This window comes from Achromobacter sp. 46006 (assembly GCF_059761975.1).
The window spans coordinates 1-18,139 of record NZ_JCBANN010000042.1; the positions used below are offsets into that span (position 1 = coordinate 1).

The window sequence follows — 18,139 nt, forward strand, 5'->3', positions numbered from 1 at the left end:
GTCCGCGGGCGCCCCTGCCCGCAGACGGCGCCGCCACCAGAACGCCACGCTCCCATTGCCCCCATGCGCCTGCTTGCCGGCACCGCCTCCTGGACCGACCCCACGCTGCTGGCGTGCGGCCGCTTCTATCCGCGCCAGGCGCAGGACGCGCAGGCCCGGCTGCGCTTCTACGCCTCGCGCTTCGGGCTGGCCGAGGTCGATTCCAGCTACTACTCCCTGCCCAGCGCCGAGAACGCCTACCTGTGGGCGCAGCGCACGCCCGACGATTTCGTCTTCAATATCAAGGCCTACCGCCTTTTCACCGGCCACCAGACGCCGCTGGCCTCGCTGCCCGCCGACATCCGCCGCGAGCTGGCCGACTGGCCCGAACCCGTCATTTACCACCACGCCATGCCGGACGACCTGCGCGACGAGCTCTGGCGCCGCTACACGCTGGCGCTGGAACCCTTGCGCATGGCAGGCAAGCTGGGCGCGGTGCACTTCCAGTTCCCGCCATGGATACGGCGCGACGCGCGCGGCCGGGCGCTGGTGGCCGAATGCGCGCGGCGCCTGCCGGAACACCTGCTGTCGGTCGAGTTCCGCCACCGTGGCTGGTTCGAATCGGCCGCCGCCACGGACGCCACGCTGGCGTTCGAACGGGAACTGGGTGTGGTCCACACGGTGGTGGACGCGCCACAGGGATTCGACAACAGCGTGCCAGCGGTGTGGGCCTGCACCCACCCCGACCTGACGCTGCTGCGCCTGCACGGGCGCAACGCCGCCACCTGGAACGCGAGCGGCGCCGCCTCGTCCGGGCGTTTCCAGTATGAATATTCCGAGGCCGAGCTGGCCGAACTGGCGCGCCGCTTCCAGGAGCTGGCCCGGCAGAGCGGGCAGGCGCATGCGGTGTTCAACACCAACTTCGAGGACCAGGGCATGCGCAACGCCGCGGCTTTCGCGGCGGCGCTGGGCGGCGGACAGAACCGCCTGGGTTGAGGCGCTCGGGCCGGCGTCAGGCCGGCTGCGCCATCACCGCCGGCGCGGCCGGCGTCATGCGCGCCACTTCGGCCAGGCTTTCCAGCAGCACCTCGAACTTGCGCGCGATGTCGTGCTCCGGCACGCAGGCATAGCCCAGCAGCAGGCCGGGCCGGCGGCCCTCGGCGCCAACGTAGTAGCGCGACAGCGCGCGCGTCAGCACGCCCTTGCGGCGCGCCACCTCGACCACCCGCAGGTCATCCATGTGGGGCGGCAACGTCAGCACCAGGTGCAGGCCCGCCAGGCTGGCATCGCGGTGCAGCCAGTCGGGACCGAGGCGGCGCTCGATCAGGTTGACCAGCATGGCGCGGCGGCGCCCGTACAGCATGCGCATGCGGCGGATATGGGCGGCGTAGTGGCCCTCGGCGATGAAGGTGGCCAGCGCCGCGTGCGTCATCAGGTGGCCTTCGCGGTAAAGTTCGGCGTGGGCCGCCTGGAACGCCGCGGTCAGCGGCTTGGGCAGCACCAGGTAGCCGACCCGCAGGCCCGGGTACAAGGTCTTGCTGAAGGTGCCCATGTAGATCACGGGCGCATCGGGCTCCAGGCCCAGCAGCGAGGCGATCGGCCGGCCCGAGAAGCGGAATTCGCTGTCGTAGTCGTCCTCGATGATCCAACTGCCGTGCTGGCGCGCCATCGCCAGCAATTGCCGGCGCCGCGCCAGCGACATCACCGGCCCCAACGGGTACTGGTGCGACGGCGTCACGAAAATGAAGCGCGGCGGCGCCATGCCCGGCACCGCGTCGGCGTCCGGCAGGCGCATGCCTTCCTCGTCCACGGGCAGGTGCACCGTGTGCAGGCCATTGGCCTGCAGCACCGTGCGCGCGCCCCAGTAGCCGGGGTCCTCGACCCAGGCGGTCTCGCCGGCCTCGCCCAGGATGCGGGTGGCCAGGTCGATGGCCTGGTGCGAGCCTTCGGTGATGAGAATCTGGTCGGGGTCGCAGTCGATCGAGCGCGTCAGCGCCAGGTGCTGCGCCAGCGCCTCGCGCAGCGCCGGCAGGCCGCCGCCGTAGGCATAAGTGAGCAGGTCGGGCGCCGGATTGCGCCACAGCGCGGAAAAGATGCGGCCGAACTTCTTGTGCGGAAATTCGGTCAGGTCGGGCACGCCCGGCATGAAGGCGCCCCACTGGTAGGGCGAGGCCGACACGCCGTCGACGATGGCGGCGCCGCGCGCCGACAGCGCCGGACGCGGTTGCGGCACCGGCGCGCGGCGCGACTGGCGGCCGCTGGCCAGATAGGAGTCGGGCTGCGAGGCATTGACGAAGGTGCCGTTGCCCTGCAGGCTGCGGGTGTAGCCTTCGGCCAGCAACTGGCCATAGACGTGCACCACGGTATTGCGGGCGATGCCGAGTTCGGCGGCCAGGTCGCGCGAGGCGGGCAGGCGCGAGTCGGCGGCGATGGATCCATCCAGGATCGCCTCGCGGATGCCGTGGTACAGGCGCTTGTTCATCGGCCCGCCGCTGGCATCGGCCAGACGCAACTGCAACAAGTCTCCAACGATGGACCGCAATTGGTTCTACCTGATTTATAAAAGTGGTTCCCACCAATAGGGCCATAGTAGCATTAAAGTAGGGTTTTACCGCCCACTTGCCATCCGAGGCTGAGATGAAGAATCAGGACCTGAATACCCGCCGTTCCCTGGCCACGCCGCGCGGCGTCGGCGTCATGTGTGATTTCTACGCCGTGCGCGCCGAGAACGCCACGCTGTGGGATGCCGACGGCAAGGAATACATCGATTTCGCGGGCGGCATCGCGGTGCTGAACACCGGCCACCTGCACCCCAAGGTCAAGGCCGCCGTCAGCGCCCAGCTCGACAACTTCACCCACACGGCCTACCAGATCGTGCCGTACGAAGGCTACGTCTCGCTGGCCGAGCGCATCAACCGCCTGGCCCCGATCGACGGCCTGAAGAAGTCGGCCTTCTTCACCACCGGCGTCGAAGCCGTCGAAAACGCCGTCAAGATTGCGCGCTCGGCCACCGGCCGTTCGGGCGTCATCGCCTTCTCGGGCTCGTTCCACGGCCGCACCATGCTGGGCATGGCGCTGACCGGCAAGGTCGCCCCCTACAAGCTGTCGTTCGGCCCGATGCCGGGCGACATCTACCACGTGCCGTTCCCCAACGGCACCCAGTCGATCACCGTGGCCGACTCGCTCAAGGCGCTGGACCTGCTGTTCAAGGTCGACATCGATCCCAAGCGCGTCGCCGCGATCATCATCGAACCGGTGCAGGGCGAAGGCGGCTTCAACATCACCCCGCCCGAACTGATGGTGGCGCTGCGCAAGCTCTGCGACGAGCACGGCATCCTGTTGATCGCCGATGAAGTGCAGACCGGCTTCGGCCGCACCGGCAAGCTGTTCGCCATGGAGCACCACTCGGTGCAGGCCGACCTGATCACCATGGCCAAGAGCCTGGGCGGCGGCTTCCCGATCTCGGGCGTGGTCGGCCGCGCCGACGTCATGGACGGCCCGGCCGCCGGCGGCCTGGGCGGCACCTACGCCGGCAATCCGCTGGCGGTGGCCGCGGCCCACGCCGTGCTGGACGTGATCGCCGAGGAAAAGCTGTGCGAACGCGCGGTGCAACTGGGCGACAAGCTGCGCGCCCGCCTCGAGGGCCTGCGCGCCAAGGTGCCGGGCATCGCCGACGTGCGCGGCCTGGGTTCGATGGTGGCGCTGGAACTGAACGACGCCAACGGCAAGCCCGACGCCGAAGCGGTCAAGAAGGTGCAGGCCCGCGCCATCGCGCAAGGCCTGATCTTGCTAAGCTGCGGTGTGTACGGCAACGTCCTGCGCTTCCTGTACCCCTTGACCATTCCCGACGCCCAGTTCGACCGCGCGCTGGACATCCTGGCCGAGTCGCTGGCCGCTTAAGCGCCAATCCGATCATCCGGTTTTCCGGCCGTCGGGCACGGCGATTGCGGGCGTAGCGGATTTCCGCTGCGCCCGCGTCAGTTCCGCCCCGGCGGCCGCGTTCCTATATAGGAGACTATTGCAAATGACGACATTGACCCATCCCCTGGCGCGCCCGGAACTGCTGCGCGACGCCTGCTACATCGACGGCAAGTGGGTATCCGCCGGCAACGGCCCGTCGATCCCCGTGGACAACCCTTCCACCGGCAAGACCATCGTGTCGGTGCCCAAGCTGGGCCGCAAGGAGACCGAGCAGGCAATCGCCAGCGCCCAGGCCGCCCTGCCCGCCTGGAGCGCCAAGACCGGCAAGGAACGCGCCGCGATCCTGCTGAAGTGGGCCCAGTTGATGATGCAGAACCAGCAGGACCTGGCCGCCATCATGACCTCGGAACAGGGCAAGCCCGTGACCGAAGCCGCCGGTGAAATCGCCTACGCCGCCTCGTTCCTGGAATGGTTCGCCGAGGAAGCCAAGCGCATCGACGGCGACGTGCTGCAAAGCCCCAAGGCCGGCCAACGGCTGCTGGCACTGAAGCAGCCGATCGGCGTCACCGCCGCCATCACGCCGTGGAACTTCCCGGCCGCCATGATCACCCGCAAGGTCGGCCCGGCTTTGGCCGCCGGCTGCACCATGGTGGTCAAGCCGGCCCAGCAGACGCCGCTGACCGCGCTGGCGCTGGCGGTGCTGGCCGAAGAGGCCGGCGTGCCGGCCGGCGTGTTCCACGTCATCACCGGCAGCTCGCGCGAGATCGGCGCGGCCCTGTGCGAAAGCGACGTGGTGCGCAAGCTGAGCTTCACCGGCTCGACCGAAGTCGGCCGCACGCTGATGGAGCAATGCGCCCCCACCATCAAGAAGCTGTCGCTGGAACTGGGCGGCAACGCGCCCTTCATCGTGTTCGACGACGCCGACCTGGACCGCGCGGTCGACGGCATCCTGGCCTCGAAGTATCGCAATGCCGGCCAGACCTGCGTCTGCGCCAACCGCATCTACGTGCAGGCCGGCGTCTACGAGGAAGTCGCCAAGCGCCTGGTGGCCAAGGTAAACGCCATGAAGGTCGGCGACGGCTTCGAGAACGGCGTGACGCAAGGCCCGCTGATCGACGCCAACGCCATCGAGAAGGTGCAGGAACACATCGCCGACGCCACCGCGCACGGCGCCAAGGTCATCGCCGGTGGCAAGCCGCATGCGCTGGGCGGCACGTTCTTCGAACCGACCGTGGTGCGCGACGTGACCCAGTCGATGCGCTTCGCGACCGAGGAAACCTTCGGCCCGGTGGCGCCGCTGTTCCGCTTCGAGTCCGAGGACGAAGTCATCGGCATGGCCAACGACACCATCTTCGGCCTGGCCGCCTACTTCTTCACCCGCGACTACGCCCGCATCTGGCGCGTGTCGGAGGCGCTGGAATACGGCATCGTCGGCATCAATACCGGCCTGATCTCCAACGAAGTCGGCCCGTTCGGCGGCGTCAAGCAATCCGGCCTGGGCCGCGAAGGCTCGAAGTACGGCATCGAGGAATACCTGGAAATCAAGTACCTCTGCGTCGACCTGGGCGCCTGAGCGCGCCCACCCTCCCCCCGGGCGTCCGCCCGGGGGAAGATAAACGGGGCTCCGGTCCCGTTTATCCCCAGGAATTGTGGACAACCTGGCAGATAAGTCCTGCACAGGTGCTAAATTCCCTTTAGGTTCATGCGGTTATGAATCGCGATCAAATGCCGCCCAGGCGTGATAGATTTGCGCGTTCCCTGGACGAGCGACCATGAGCAGAACTTTTACCCGTGAGGACACCCGCAAGCTGGCCGGCATCCTGGCCGAAGCCGCGCAGGCGGAGGTCATGCCGCGCTTTCGCAACCTGCCCGAGGGCAGCGTGCGCGACAAGAGCTCGCCGCGCGACCTGGTGACCGACGCCGACGAGGCCGCCGAGCGCCTGATCGCCGCGCGCTTGGCCAAGCTGCATCCGGGCGCGGTGCTGATCGGCGAGGAAGCCTCGACCCGCAACCCCGCCCTGCTGAACATGCTGGTGGACGCCGAACTGGCGTTCCTGATCGACCCCATCGACGGCACCCGCAACTACGTCGCCGGCCTGCCGCTGTTCGGCATGATGATCGCGGCCTGCCATCGCGGCGACGTGATCGCCGGCGTGATCTACGACCCGGTCAACCGCGACAGCGCGCTGGCGGTGCGCGGCGAAGGCGCCTGGATGGAATACGAGAACGGCAAGCAGGCGCCGCTGGCCGTGGCCAGCCCCGCGCCGCCCGAGGACATGGACGGCCTGATCTCGACCGGCGCCCTGCCAGAACCGCTGCGCAGCACCGTCAACGGCAACCTGTCGCGCCTGGGCAGCACCGCCAGCCTGCGCTGCGCCGCCCACGAATACCGCATGCTGGCGGCCGGCCACAGCCATGTCGCGCTGTACAACCAGTTGACCGCCTGGGACCACGCCGCTGGCTGGCTGCTGCACCGCGAGGCCGGCGGATACGCGGCGCGCTTCGACGGTTCGCCCTACAAGCCCACCCACCGCAGCGGCGGCCTGCTGTACGCGCCGGACGCCGGCAGTTGGCACGCGGCGCGCAAGGCCCTGCTGGGCGACGCCGTGGCCGACGCCGAAGCCTGACTGCCGCCGGCTGGATACCGGGGCCGGGGATGCCCTCGCACAGGGCCCGCCAAGGCGCGGGAATGGCGCTGGTCGCGGGCCTGGCCTCCTCGCAAGATCGGGGTAATCCCTAGGAATTATCCACAGTATCTGTGGACAACCCTATGGAAAGGTCTGTAACAGCGCAAAAAAGTCCTTACAGGGCAGGCACTTGGTTAAACCGGTCAAAAACCGGCCGCTGTCCGTCCGACTTTCATGCCGACGCCAGCGCTTGCAGCGCCACCGCGCTGGGCAGCTCGATCTTCAGCGTCAGCAGATTGTCTGCGCGGGTGCGGCCCAGGTTGATGGTGGCGATCGGCATGCCGTTGCGCGCGGCCGCGGTCACGAAGCGGTAGCCCGAATACACCATCAGCGACGAGCCCACCACCAGCACCGCGTCGGCCGCCATCAGGCCGGCGTTGGCGCGGTCGACCCGCTCGCGCGGCACGGTCTCGCCGAAGAACACCACGTCGGGCTTGACGACGCCGCCACAGACCGGACAGGGCGGCACCTGGAACGACGCGAAATCCACGCCCTCCAGGTCGGCGTCGCCATCGGGCGCATCGTCGGCCTCGAAGGAGATCCAGCCGGGGTTGTATTGGTGCAGCGCGTCCTGCCAGGCATCGCGGGCGCCGCGCCAGTCGCAGTTCATGCAGCGCACCTGGTCGAGCCGGCCGTGCAGGTCGACCACGTCGCGGCTGCCGGCGGCCTCGTGCAGGCCGTCGACGTTCTGCGTCACCAGGATCGACAGCCGCCCCTGCTGCTGCAATTGCGCCAGCGCGCGGTGCGAAGCGTTGGGCTGTACCCGGCCGAAGCGGCGCCAGCCCACCATGCTGCGGGCCCAGTAACGGGCGCGCGCGTATTCGCCGCCCATGAAGGTCTGCAGCGTCATCGGCGGCGAACGTTTCCATTCGCCGTCGCTGTCACGGTAGTCGGGGATGCCGGAATCGGTGCTGACGCCCGCCCCGGTCAGCACGAACAGCCGCGGGTGGCGGTCGACGAAGCCGCGCAACGCGGCCAGATCCGAAACTCGTGTGTCCATCCAGGGCTCCCGTATCGAGGCGCGGGCGTGCGGGCCGCCCGGGCGAAACGCGGGCGGCGTCAAGGCCGCCCTGCGCAACGCGAACGCCGTCAGCCGCCCAGGCCGCAGTCCGGCATATCGCTGACCAGGCTGGCCTGGGTGACGTTGCTGCCCGGCGGCACGCTGCGCGTGAGCCAGACGTTGCCGCCGATGGTCGAGCCCTTGCCGATGGTGACGCGCCCCAGGATGGTGGCGCCCGCGTAGATGACCACATCATCTTCGATCAGCGGATGGCGCGCCAGGCCTTTCTTGAGTTCGCCGTTCTCGCCCGGCGGGAAACGCTTGGCGCCCAGCGTGACCATCTGGTAGAGCCGCACGCGGTCGCCGATGATGGCGGTTTCGCCGATCACCACGCCAGTGCCGTGGTCGATGAAGAAGCTGCGGCCGATGGTGGCGCCCGGGTGGATGTCGATGCCGGTGTCGGCGTGGGCGATCTCGGCCACGATGCGCGCCAGCATCGGCACGCCCAGCCGGTACAGCACGTTGGCCAGGCGATGGTGGATCATGGCGGCCACGCCGGGATAGCAAAGCAGCACTTCGTCAACGCTGTGCGCGGCCGGATCGCCCTGATAGGCGGCGGTCACGTCCAGGTCGAGCGCCGCGCGCACGCGCGGCAGTTCGGCGCCGAACTGGCGCACGATCTCGATGGCGCGCGGCTGCGAATCGGCCAGCAGCGCAGGATCGTCGCGGCCCACGTACTGCAACTCCAGGTTGACCTGGTGCAGCAAGGCGTCCAGCGCCGCGCCGATGGTGTGGCCGACGTAGAAATCCTCGACTTCCTCGCGCAGGTCGATGGGGCCCAGGCGCATCGGGAACAAGGCGCCACAGAGGTCCTTGACGATCTGGCGCAGGGCTTCCTGCGACGGGAATTCGCGCAGGCCGGCGTCTTCGCGCAGGCGGCCGCGCGGGCCACGCCAGGCCACGCGCGCCTGGCGCAGGCCGGAGACGATGCTGTCCAGGTTCCAGTGGGCGGTGGGAAGGTAGGCCGGGCCGCTCATCGGGACAGCCCCTGTGGGATGCCGGCCTGGCCGGCGAACGGAAGAGAATCGAGCATGACAGTGCCTCGGTGACGGTGCATCGCGCGCGGCGGCGGGCCACGGCGATGCTGCTTCGCAATATTCCCGTCAACTGTAACCGCTCGGCCCGCTTCGCGGAACCCAACCGACACGGCGTTGGGGTTATGGCGCCGGCGGCTCGGGCTCGTAACCGCCGGGGTTGCCCTGCTGCCAGCGCCAGCCGTCGGCGCACATGGCGTCGACCCCGCGGGTGCTGCGCCAGCCCAGCAGCGTGGCCGCCAGCGCCGGATCGGCCCACATCCGCTCGATGTCGCCGGGACGGCGCGGCGCCTTGCGCAGCGGAATCCGGCGCTGGCTGACCCGCTCGAACGCATGCACCAGTTCCAGCACGCTGGTGCCGCGCCCGGTGCCCAGGTTGACCGCCACGAAACCTGCGTGGTCCGCGGCGTAGGCCAGGGCGTTCACGTGACCCTGCGCCAGGTCCATGACGTGCAGATAGTCGCGCACGCCGGTGCCGTCCTCGGTGGCGTAGTCGTCGCCGAACACGTTCAGGAACGGCTGCCGCCCCACCGCCACCTGGGTGATGTAGGGGAACAAGTTGTTGGGCACGTCGCGCGGGCTCTCGCCGATCTGGCCGCTGGGATGCGCGCCGATCGGGTTGAAGTAGCGCAGCGTCACCGCGCCGAAGGCCGGCTCGGCCGCGCAAAGGTCACGCAGCATCTGCTCGACCATCAGCTTGCTGCGGCCATAGGGATTGGCCGGCGCCAGCGGATGCGCCTCGGTGAACGGCAGCGCGCGCGGCTCGCCGTAGACGGTGGCGGACGAACTGAACACCAGCCGCGTCACGCCCTCGTCGCGCATGGCGCACAGCAGCGCCACCGACCCGGCCACATTGTTGTCGTAATACTTGAGCGGATCGGCCACCGATTCGCCGACCGCCTTGCAGCCGGCCAGGTGCAGCACCGCCTGCACCGGATCGCCGCGCCGCGCCTCGCGCGCCAGCAGCGCCTGCACCAGCCCGGTCTGGCGGATGTCGCCCTCGACCAGCGGGATCGACGCGCCGCACAGGCGCTCGACCCGCCGCACCGCCTCGGGGCTGCCGTTGCTGAAATTGTCCAGCACCAGCGGCCGCTGGCCCGCCGCCAGCATCGCCACCAGGGTATGGGCGCCGATGTAGCCGGCGCCGCCGGTGACCAGCACGCGCATGTCCGTCATGCCCGCTCTCCGTCAAAGATGCGCCGCCACGCCCGGCACCCAGGCATGGCGCGGACGCGGCGCCTGGGCATGGCCGCGATAGCGGTCGATCCAGTACGAGGTGGAGGCGTCGTGGCCCCAGTCGACCACGCCGGCCGAAACCGGCACCGCCAGTTCGCGCTCGATACCGCTGGCCAGCCGCTTGCCCAGTTCCACGCCCCATTGGTCGAAGGGGTTGACGCCCCACACCACGCTCTGCACGAACACCTTGTGCTCGTACAGCGCCAGCAACGCGCCCAGCGAGCGCGGATCGAGCTGGCGCAGCACGATCAGCGTGGACGGCCTCCCGCCCGGATGCACCATGTGGCGCGCCAGGCTCAGCGCCCTGTCGGGGTCGTCGATATGCGCCACATCCAGCAGCGCCTGCTCCAGGCTCTTGCCGCGCAGCAGCGCCTGGCGCTGCGCCAGGCAATTGGCCAGCAGCATGCGGTGGGCGTCGGGGCTGTCGGCGTGACCCTGCAGGCTGGCGATGAAGTCGACCGGCGCGCCCTGCGCGCTCTGGTGCAGCCACTGGAAGAACGTGTGCTGGCCGTCGGTGCCCGGCATGCCCCAGATGATTGGCGCCGTCGGCACGTCGACCTCGGCGCCATCGCCGCCGACGCGCTTGCCCAGCGACTCCATTTCGAGTTGCTGCAGATAGGTCACCAGGTGCAGCAGCCGCGCGCTGTAGGCCGCGATGTTGAGCGAGCCGTGACCCAGCACGCTGCAATTGACCAGCCCCGCCAGCGCCAGTTGCACCGGCGCGTTGGCCGCCAGCGGCGCCTGCTGGAAGTGCTGGTCCATGGCCTCGGCGCCGGCGCGCATGCCGATCAGCACGTCCATGCCCACCGTCAACGCGATCGACAGGCCGGCCACCGACCAGACCGAATAGCGGCCGCCGACCCAGTCGCACATGTGGAACACCTGGCTCGAGGGCACCCCCAAGGCGCGCGCCGCCGACACGTTGGCGGTGACCGCCGCCAGGTGCGGCGCGGGGTCCGCCACCCCGCCCCGCTGCAGCCAGGCGATGGCCGCGCGCGCATTGTGCAGGGTCTCGGCGGTGGTGAACGACTTGGAGGACACCACCACCAGGCAGCGGCGCGGGTCCAGCCCGGCCACGGCGTCGTGGAAGGCATGGCCGTCGATATTCGAGACAAAGCGGATCTGGCGGCGCTTGCCGGCGCCGCCGAAGGCCTGGATCGCCAGGCGCGGCCCCCAGTCGCTGCCGCCGATGCCGATGTGCAGCACGGAGGAAAAATCGGCGCCCTGGTCGATGCGGCGCACGAAATCGGCCATGCGCGAATACTCGCAGACCGAATCCTCGTCCTGCCCGTCCGGTTGCTCCCGGGTGCGGCCGGCGCGCAGCGCCGTGTGCCAGGCCGGCTTGCCTTCGGTCCAGTTGACCGGCCCGCCGGCAAACAGCGCCTGGCGCGCCGCATCCAGCCCGCGGGCGCGCAACAGCGCCTGCGCCGCGGCATCCAGCGCCGCCGACTGCCGCTGCATCGTCAGGTCCACGCACAAACCGGCCGCCTCGATCACCTTGAGCGCGCCCGCGTCCAGTGCGGCGCCGCGCGCCGCCTGCGCGAACGCCAGCCATTCGGGGCTGTCGGCCAGGCTGTCCGCCTCGCCCCCCGCTCGCGCCTCTCTCGCAAAATTCGCCTTTCCCATCGCGTGATGCTCCTTAGAACGGTAAACGGATATGAGGGGCAACACGCCGGAACGCATTGCGGAAGTCCTCCTCGATGCGGGCCAATGCGGCCACAGTGTCTCCTTCGAAACGCAGCACCACCGTCGGCGTGGTGTTGGACGGCCGCGCCAGGCCGAAGCCATCGGCGTAGTCGACCCGCACCCCGTCCAGGTCGTTGACGGATTGCGCGCCGGGGAACTCTCCGTGTTCGCGCAGCGCCTCCACCAACGCGAACTGCTCGCCCTGGGTGGTTTCCAGCTTGATTTCAGGGGTGGCGCACGATTGCGGCAGGCCTTCGAGCAAGGCCGACGGATCGGGCGCGGCCGACAGGATCTCCAGCAGGCGCGCGGCGGCATAGATGCCATCGTCGAAGCCATACCAGCGTTCCTTGAAAAACACATGGCCGCTCATCTCGCCGGCCAGCAGCGCGCCGGTCTCGCGCATCTTGGCCTTGATCAGCGAATGCCCGGTCTTCCACATGGTCGGCCTGCCGCCGGCCTCGGCGATGGCGCGCGCCACGTGGCGGCTGCACTTGACGTCGTACAGCACTTCGGCGCCCGGATTGCGCGCCAGCACGTCGCGCGCGAACAGGATCAACTGGCGATCGGGCCAGATGATCTGGCCCGACTTGGTGACCACGCCGAGCCGGTCGCCGTCACCATCGAACGCCAACCCTACTTCGCAATCGGAATAGCGCAGGCAATAGATCAGGTCCTGCAGGTTCTGCGGATCGGCAGGATCGGGATGGTGTCCGGGAAAAGAACCGTCCACTTCGCAGAACAGTTCCGTGACCTCGCAGCCCAGGGCGCGGAACAAGGCCGGCGCCACCGCCCCGGCCACGCCGCTGCCGCAGTCGATGGCGATCTTCATCGGCCGCGCCATGCGGATGTCGCCCACCAGCCGCGCCGCGTAGCACGGCTGGATCTGCATCTGGGTGCGGCCGCCGGCCACGCTGGCCGACTCGATCGGCTGGCGCATGGCATCGCGCAGCGCGGTAATGCCGTCGCCATACAACGAGGCGCCGTCCATGACGATCTTGAAGCCATTGTGGGCCGGCGGGTTGTGGCTGCCGGTCACGGCGATGCCGGCGCCGGTGTCCATCAGCCAGGTGGCGAAATAAACCATCGGCGTGGTCGCCATGCCGATGTCGATGACGTGCACCCCGGCCGAGCGCAGCCCGGCCTGCAGCGCCGCCGCCAGTTCGACGCTGCTCAGGCGCCCGTCGCGCCCCACCACCATGGCGCGCGCGCCCAGTTCCAGAGCCCGCGCCCCGGCCGCCATGCCCAGGCTGTGGGCGAAGCGCGCGTCGATTTCGTCGGGCACGGTGCCGCGTATGTCGTATGCCTTGAAGACCGCATCCAGGATCTGCGGGGGTTCCCAGCCAAACGTTCCATGCATGCCAGTTCTCCGCGCGGGTTACTTGAGGCCGTTCTGCTTGAAATCGCCGTAATAGGCCGCCCGCGAATAGCGGTAGCCGCCATACTTGGAGCGAAAGCCGAAGCGCTCGGGCATCAGCTTCAGGCCGTTGAACAGCACGCCGTCCACCGGCGCGCCGGCCTGAATCAGGCGCTTGGCGGTTTCGCGGATTTCTCCCACCGTGTTCATGCCCGAACGCACCACCACCATGACCGCGGCCGCATGCGTGCCTACCACCGCCGCATCCGGCGAAGACAACACCGGCGCGGTGTCCAGGATGACCATGTCGTACTGGCTGGCCAGTTCGCGCAGGGTCTGGCCGAAGATCGGCGAGGCCAGCAGTTCCGATGGGTCGAAACTGACCGCGCCGGTGGCGATGAAGTCCACCCCCTCGGAAACACTGTGTTTGCGCACCCGCTCCAGCGGCAGGGTGCCGGACAGCACTTCGAACAAGCCGTCTTCCTTCGGCACGCCGAAATAGCGGTTGAGCTGGCCTTTGCGGAAATCGGCGTCGATCAGCAGCACGCGCTTGCCCACCCCGCCCTGGATGAAGGCGAAGTTGGCCGACAGGAACGACTTGCCGACGCCGGCCACCGGTCCGGTGAACATGACCATGTTGTTGGCCGACTGGCGCAGCGATGCCTGCAGCACATTGCGGAACGAGCGCAGGCTTTCGATCGGCGGCGCATTGCTCTGGCTTTGCGCCAGCAGCGCCGGAACGGTGGCGTTCTTACGCCGGCTGCGGCGCCACAGCTTGTCCTGCAGGTCGCTGTGCGGAATCGCCGCCAGCACCGGCAGGCCGGTATAGCGCTCGACATCGTCCGGTTCGGACAGGCCGCCGAACAGCGCGTTGCGCACGAAGGCGCACAGCACGCCGAAGATCAGGCCGATGGCCGTGGCCACGGCGATGATGATGGCCGCCTTGGGGCGCACCGGCTTGTCGGGCTGCACCGCCGCGTCCAGGATGCGCACGTTGCCGACCTTGCCGGCGCGGATCAGGCGCAGTTGCTGCGCATTATTGAGCAGGCCGGTATACAGCTCGGTGTTGACGCGCACGTCGCGCACCAACCGCACCACGTCCTGTTCCAGATCGGGTAGCTGCTTGATGTTGCTGCCGATGCGATTGACGTCGCCGGTCAGGGAGGCGATCTGGCGGTCGATGGCGATGATGCTGGGATGGGTCGGCGCGAACCGTGTGATCATCTCCTGGCGCTTGGCGCGCAGCTCCATCACCTTGGTCTGGGCGTCGACCGACTGCGCCAGGATCAGCTTGGCCTCTTCGCTCAGGTCGATGGTGCCGCGCTTGTTGCGCAGCGCGTTGTACTTGGTCTCGGCCGCGTCCAGCTCGCGCTTGAGCTGCGGCAGTTGCTGGTCCAGGAATGCCAGCGATTTCTCGGCCTGGGCGGCCTTGCGATTGACGTTCTGCTGCACGTATTCCTGGCCGATCTGGTTCAGGACGGCTGTGGTCAACACCGGATCGTTGCCTTCCAGCGTCACGCCGATCACGCCCGAGGTGCGGCCGCGCTCGAAGATCCCCAGGCGCGCCTGCACATCCTCGATGGCCGCCAGGCGCGAACTGCGCGACACCGTGTACTCGGTTCCCGGCCGGCCGTTCAAGGCGTCGACGTGCACGTCCAGCGCGCCGCCGCCGGGCAGCATGAAATGCTCGGGCTTGCCGACCGCGCCCTTGAACGTGGCGCCGGTGACCTTGTCGTTCAAGGTGTAGGCGCCATCGCCCAGGTAAGTAACGCGAAAGGACTTGCCGAGCCACTCGTTGGGCACGTCCAACTGCGATACCGAGATCGATTCGCCCCCCCAGGCATAGCCGCCGCGCGGCCAGCCGGACGGGTAAGGCAGGCTTTCATGGTGCCGCGCCAGCCATTCGCCCACCACCGGGAGGTAGCGCGGCTTGGCATGGATGTAGAGCAGGAACTTGTCGACCGCCGGCCCAACCACCATGCGCGAACGCAGCACTTCCATTTCGCCGGACGTCTCGGCCTTGGTGTCGAAGATGGCCGACACATCGCCCAGCAGGCTGCGGTTCTGCCCCTGCGGCGCCTCCTCCTCCACCTGGACGATGATGTCCGCCGAATAGACCGAAGGGGTGACCATCACGTAGAGGACCGCGCCCAACAGCGCGACCAGGGTGATGGCGATGATCATCCACCGGTTGGAGAAAATGGCGTCCACATGCGAGGACAGCGGGGTTTCCTGCTGGCGAGCCGGGACGGAGGGCTCGAACGATTCGATAGGCAACGACATGCAGCTCTCCAAGATTAGGCGCCGCCGCGGTCGCGGCGCCCCCAAAGGCGTGGGCCGGATCCCGCCCCCGCGCCCAATGGCGCGGGACGGACCCGAGGGTCGACTACTTGATTGAATGCACGGTCTGCACCGTTTGCGCGCTCGGGAACAGGTTGCTGATGAAGCGGTTCCACCGCACCAGCGCCGCCGTATCCACGAAGACGACGTCCTTGGGTTGCAACTCGAACTTCTCCGCCACCGCGTATGCCTGCGGCGAAGCCGCGTTCAGATGGAACACCAGCGGCGTCGCCTGCTCGGTACTGCGCACCACAAACACCTGCGACGAGTCCGCAGTCAACTGGTTGGGCCCTCCCGCCACGCCCAGCGCTTCGTTCAACGTCAACCTGCCATCGCGCATCACGATCGTGGCCGGCGTGGTCACTTCGCCGGTCACGAACACCTTGCTTTCGTCGCGCGGCGTCACCCTGACGATGTCGCCCGACTTCAGCATGACCTGGTTCAGGTCCTGGCCGCGGTCGATCAGGGCGGGCAGGTTCACACGCGTCTTGCGGCCCGCGCGGATGACATAGACACTGCTGCGGTCCCCCGTGGGCAGTACGCCGCCCGCTCGATTGATCGCTTCCATCAGGGTCATGGGAATGTCATTGATCGCGACGGTACCCGGCGTCTTCACCTCGCCTTCGACGTAGACCCGTTTGCTGCGATAGCCCAGCACGCGCACCGTGATCTGCGGATCCTGGATGTACTTACCCGAACTGTTGACTATGAGATTGCGCGCCTGAAGTTCCGTCAACCCCGCCACTTTCAGCAGTCCCGTATAGGGAAATTGGATATATCCGGAGGACGAGACCGTATACCCCGGAATGCCCGAGGCGGTATCCCCAATGGCGAGTTCGGTCACCCCAGTGCCAATGGCGTAGGTTTGCGTCGGAAGCACGAGTTCGGGGTGGTCCCAGACCACGATCGACAGGATGTCCCCGGGGCCGATGCGGTATGGCTCGGCCTTGTCGACCAGGTGTGAAACCCCATCGTTGTCCAGCAGCGCGAGGCGCGCGCGGTTGTCTTCCAGCACCAGGCTGGGCGTGATTTCCTTGACCTCGGCCACCGAGTTGGGGTCGAGCGGATCGACCCGATGCTTGGCATCGAAAGTCATGCCGGGAGAGAGGGCGCAGGCGCCCAGCGAGGACACGAGCGCGATGGCAGCGATGGCTCGGCCCAACGTTCCGATAAATGTCGTCATGGCGAATCCACTGTGAATGACTTCGTTGCTTGGAAAGGAGCCCGATGCGTAACGGGTTGCGACATTCCACTCTCTTTTCCCGGCCCCGCACATTCGACGGATGCCCTAAGCCTTCTCCTACATCGTTTGGAGGTTTCGGGTGCGCCGGGCACTCAATAAGATTTCCCCGGTAGCCCCATGCTTTGCGGCGGTGCACCGTTGTTGTCCCCGCGGCCGCAGGGCGACTCTCCGAGCAAAGGAGTACGCGATGGACCCGTCCCTCACGGACACGTCGAGCAGGTCGAACCGATCCGGCTATCTGTATCGCCTGCTGGACGCGGCGATCATCATCATCTGCGGCCTGGCCGTCACCGAGCTGAAGTTCTCGGACGAGGCGGTGGTGGATCCTCCGCAGATCCATCTGTTCCTGATCTATCTGTGCGGCCTGGGGGCGGTCGCCCTGTTTCCCGCTTTCAGCCTGTACGTCTCGTGGCGCGGGCGGCGCCTGACCGACCTGATCGTGCGCAGCCTGACGGCCTGGTCGCTGGTGTTCGCGCTGGGCATCCTGGTCAGCTTCCTGATGCACCAGAGCGCGTCGGTATCGCGCCTGTGGGCGGCAACCTGGTATGGGTCGGCCGCCGTGGCGCTGGCCGGAGTACGCCTGGCGGTCTACGCCGTCCTGGGCGCGGCGCGCGACCGCGGCCTGAACCGCAAGCGCGTGCTGCTGGTGGGGTTCGGCGCGCTCGGCCATGACCTGTGGCGCCGCGTCGAGCGCTACCGCGAGGCTGGCTACGAAGTCGCGGGCATCTATGCCGAACCGCACGAGATCCTGCCGCCGCAGGTGCGGCGCCTGCACGAACTGGACGCGCTGCACGCCTTCGTGCGTGAGCACAACGTGCGCGAAGTCTGGATCGTGCTGCCGATGGAGGCCGGCCAGGAACTGCGCGAAGTGCTCTACCACCTGCGCAATGACCTGGTCGACATCCGCTGGATTCCCGATGTGATGTCGATCCAGCTCCTGGGCCACCGCATCGGGGAGTTCCTCGGGCTGCCGGCGATCCAGCTCAACAGTCTGCCGGCCGCCGGTGTGCGCGGCCTGGCCAAGGAGGCCTTCGACCGCAGTTTCGCGCTGTGCGCGCTGATCGGGCTGTCGCCGCTGATGCTGACGGTGGCCTGCCTGGTCAAGCTGACCTCGCGCGGGCCGGTGCTGTTCACCCAGCCGCGCCTGGGCGTGGACGGCAAGGTGTTCCACGTCTACAAGTTCCGCACCATGACCGTGCACCAGGAGCACGGCGTGGTCACGCAGGCCACCCGCAACGATGCGCGCGTCACCCGCATCGGCGGCTTCCTGCGCCGCACCAGCCTGGACGAGCTGCCGCAATTCCTGAACGTCTTGCGTGGCGACATGTCGGTGGTCGGCCCGCGCCCGCATGCGCTCGAGCACAACGAACTGTACAAGGACCTGGTGCAGCGCTACATGATGCGGCACCGCGTCAAGCCGGGCATCACCGGCTGGGCCCAGGTCAACGGCTTGCGCGGCCAGACCGACACGCTGCGCAAGATGAGCGACCGCGTCGAGCACGACATCTACTACATCCAGCACTGGACGTTCCGGATGGACCTGATGATCATCGCCCGCACGGCGGTCTCCGGATGGACGGGGCGAAATGTCTATTGAAC

The 18,139-nt window shown here is 68.2% G+C and carries 13 protein-coding genes; 5 read left to right on the top strand and 8 right to left on the bottom strand.

Features of this window, described 5'->3' with window-relative positions; genetic code table 11:
• The first annotated feature begins 63 nt into the window (after positions 1 to 63).
• Positions 64 to 975, top strand: a complete 912-nt coding sequence (locus AC6LKG_RS18505; RefSeq protein WP_498166645.1) for a DUF72 domain-containing protein — start codon at positions 64 to 66, stop codon at positions 973 to 975.
• A 16-nt stretch (positions 976 to 991) separates the two neighbouring features.
• On the opposite strand, the gene pdxR is transcribed toward AC6LKG_RS18505, so the two are convergent.
• Positions 992 to 2,521, bottom strand: a complete 1,530-nt coding sequence (gene pdxR / locus AC6LKG_RS18510) for a MocR-like pyridoxine biosynthesis transcription factor PdxR (RefSeq protein WP_498166648.1) — start codon at positions 2,519 to 2,521, stop codon at positions 992 to 994.
• 95 nt (positions 2,522 to 2,616) lie between these two features.
• Here pdxR and AC6LKG_RS18515 point away from each other — a divergent pair, with 95 nt between their 5' ends.
• The 3 genes from AC6LKG_RS18515 to AC6LKG_RS18525 all read left to right on the top strand — a co-directional run bounded on the left by AC6LKG_RS18515 (position 2,617) and on the right by AC6LKG_RS18525 (position 6,527).
• Positions 2,617 to 3,879 (top strand): 4-aminobutyrate--2-oxoglutarate transaminase, encoded by a 1,263-nt coding sequence (locus AC6LKG_RS18515; protein WP_155866354.1) that lies wholly within the window; start codon positions 2,617 to 2,619, stop codon positions 3,877 to 3,879.
• Positions 3,880 to 4,003: 124 nt separating this feature from the next.
• Positions 4,004 to 5,473 (top strand): NAD-dependent succinate-semialdehyde dehydrogenase, encoded by a 1,470-nt coding sequence (locus tag AC6LKG_RS18520; RefSeq protein ID WP_498166650.1) that lies wholly within the window; start codon positions 4,004 to 4,006, stop codon positions 5,471 to 5,473.
• Between the two features lie 199 nt (positions 5,474 to 5,672).
• Positions 5,673 to 6,527, top strand: coding sequence for an inositol monophosphatase family protein (locus AC6LKG_RS18525; protein ID WP_498166653.1), 855 nt, complete (start codon positions 5,673 to 5,675; stop codon positions 6,525 to 6,527).
• Between the two features lie 232 nt (positions 6,528 to 6,759).
• Here AC6LKG_RS18525 and AC6LKG_RS18530 read toward each other — a convergent pair whose 3' ends face one another.
• The 7 genes from AC6LKG_RS18530 to AC6LKG_RS18560 form a co-directional block, all read right to left on the bottom strand.
• The gene (locus AC6LKG_RS18530; RefSeq protein WP_498166655.1) at positions 6,760 to 7,587 is read right to left on the bottom strand and encodes an NAD-dependent protein deacetylase; all 828 of its coding nucleotides are present in this window, start codon (positions 7,585 to 7,587) and stop codon (positions 6,760 to 6,762) included.
• A gap of 89 nt (positions 7,588 to 7,676) precedes the next feature.
• Positions 7,677 to 8,624: a serine O-acetyltransferase EpsC gene (gene epsC, locus AC6LKG_RS18535; RefSeq protein ID WP_498166658.1), complete on the bottom strand. Its 948-nt coding sequence runs from the start codon at positions 8,622 to 8,624 to the stop codon at positions 7,677 to 7,679.
• Positions 8,625 to 8,804: 180 nt separating this feature from the next.
• Entirely contained in the window at positions 8,805 to 9,857 is a 1,053-nt protein-coding gene (galE, locus tag AC6LKG_RS18540; protein ID WP_498166661.1) for a UDP-glucose 4-epimerase GalE, read from the bottom strand.
• Positions 9,858 to 9,869: 12 nt separating this feature from the next.
• Entirely contained in the window at positions 9,870 to 11,543 is a 1,674-nt protein-coding gene (pgi, locus tag AC6LKG_RS18545) for a glucose-6-phosphate isomerase (protein WP_498166664.1), read from the bottom strand.
• A gap of 13 nt (positions 11,544 to 11,556) precedes the next feature.
• Entirely contained in the window at positions 11,557 to 12,960 is a 1,404-nt protein-coding gene (locus AC6LKG_RS18550; RefSeq protein ID WP_498166666.1) for a phosphomannomutase/phosphoglucomutase, read from the bottom strand.
• 18 nt (positions 12,961 to 12,978) lie between these two features.
• Positions 12,979 to 15,240: a GNVR domain-containing protein gene (locus tag AC6LKG_RS18555; protein ID WP_498166669.1), complete on the bottom strand. Its 2,262-nt coding sequence runs from the start codon at positions 15,238 to 15,240 to the stop codon at positions 12,979 to 12,981.
• 103 nt (positions 15,241 to 15,343) lie between these two features.
• A complete protein-coding gene (locus AC6LKG_RS18560; RefSeq protein ID WP_498166672.1) occupies positions 15,344 to 16,480 on the bottom strand; it encodes a polysaccharide biosynthesis/export family protein in 1,137 nt (378 codons plus the stop codon).
• Positions 16,481 to 16,727: 247 nt separating this feature from the next.
• Between AC6LKG_RS18560 and AC6LKG_RS18565 the strand changes: the two genes are divergently transcribed.
• Positions 16,728 to 18,137 (top strand): undecaprenyl-phosphate glucose phosphotransferase, encoded by a 1,410-nt coding sequence (locus tag AC6LKG_RS18565; RefSeq protein WP_498166675.1) that lies wholly within the window; start codon positions 16,728 to 16,730, stop codon positions 18,135 to 18,137.
• Positions 18,138 to 18,139: the final 2 nt, after the last annotated feature.

What these genes read in the sequence shown, in the direction of transcription:
- AC6LKG_RS18505 (WP_498166645.1), top strand. Translation starts at nt 64, where the DNA reads ATGCGCCTGCTTGCCGGCACCGCCTCCTGGACCGACCCCACGCTGCTG.
- AC6LKG_RS18515 (WP_155866354.1), top strand. Translation starts at nt 2,617, where the DNA reads ATGAAGAATCAGGACCTGAATACCCGCCGTTCCCTGGCCACGCCGCGC.
- AC6LKG_RS18520 (WP_498166650.1), top strand. Translation starts at nt 4,004, where the DNA reads ATGACGACATTGACCCATCCCCTGGCGCGCCCGGAACTGCTGCGCGAC.
- AC6LKG_RS18525 (WP_498166653.1), top strand. Translation starts at nt 5,673, where the DNA reads ATGAGCAGAACTTTTACCCGTGAGGACACCCGCAAGCTGGCCGGCATC.
- AC6LKG_RS18530 (WP_498166655.1), bottom strand. Translation starts at nt 7,587, where the DNA reads ATGGACACACGAGTTTCGGATCTGGCCGCGTTGCGCGGCTTCGTCGAC.
- epsC (WP_498166658.1), bottom strand. Translation starts at nt 8,624, where the DNA reads ATGAGCGGCCCGGCCTACCTTCCCACCGCCCACTGGAACCTGGACAGC.
- galE (WP_498166661.1), bottom strand. Translation starts at nt 9,857, where the DNA reads ATGACGGACATGCGCGTGCTGGTCACCGGCGGCGCCGGCTACATCGGC.
- pgi (WP_498166664.1), bottom strand. Translation starts at nt 11,543, where the DNA reads ATGGGAAAGGCGAATTTTGCGAGAGAGGCGCGAGCGGGGGGCGAGGCG.
- AC6LKG_RS18550 (WP_498166666.1), bottom strand. Translation starts at nt 12,960, where the DNA reads ATGCATGGAACGTTTGGCTGGGAACCCCCGCAGATCCTGGATGCGGTC.
- AC6LKG_RS18555 (WP_498166669.1), bottom strand. Translation starts at nt 15,240, where the DNA reads ATGTCGTTGCCTATCGAATCGTTCGAGCCCTCCGTCCCGGCTCGCCAG.
- AC6LKG_RS18560 (WP_498166672.1), bottom strand. Translation starts at nt 16,480, where the DNA reads ATGACGACATTTATCGGAACGTTGGGCCGAGCCATCGCTGCCATCGCG.
- AC6LKG_RS18565 (WP_498166675.1), top strand. Translation starts at nt 16,728, where the DNA reads ATGGACCCGTCCCTCACGGACACGTCGAGCAGGTCGAACCGATCCGGC.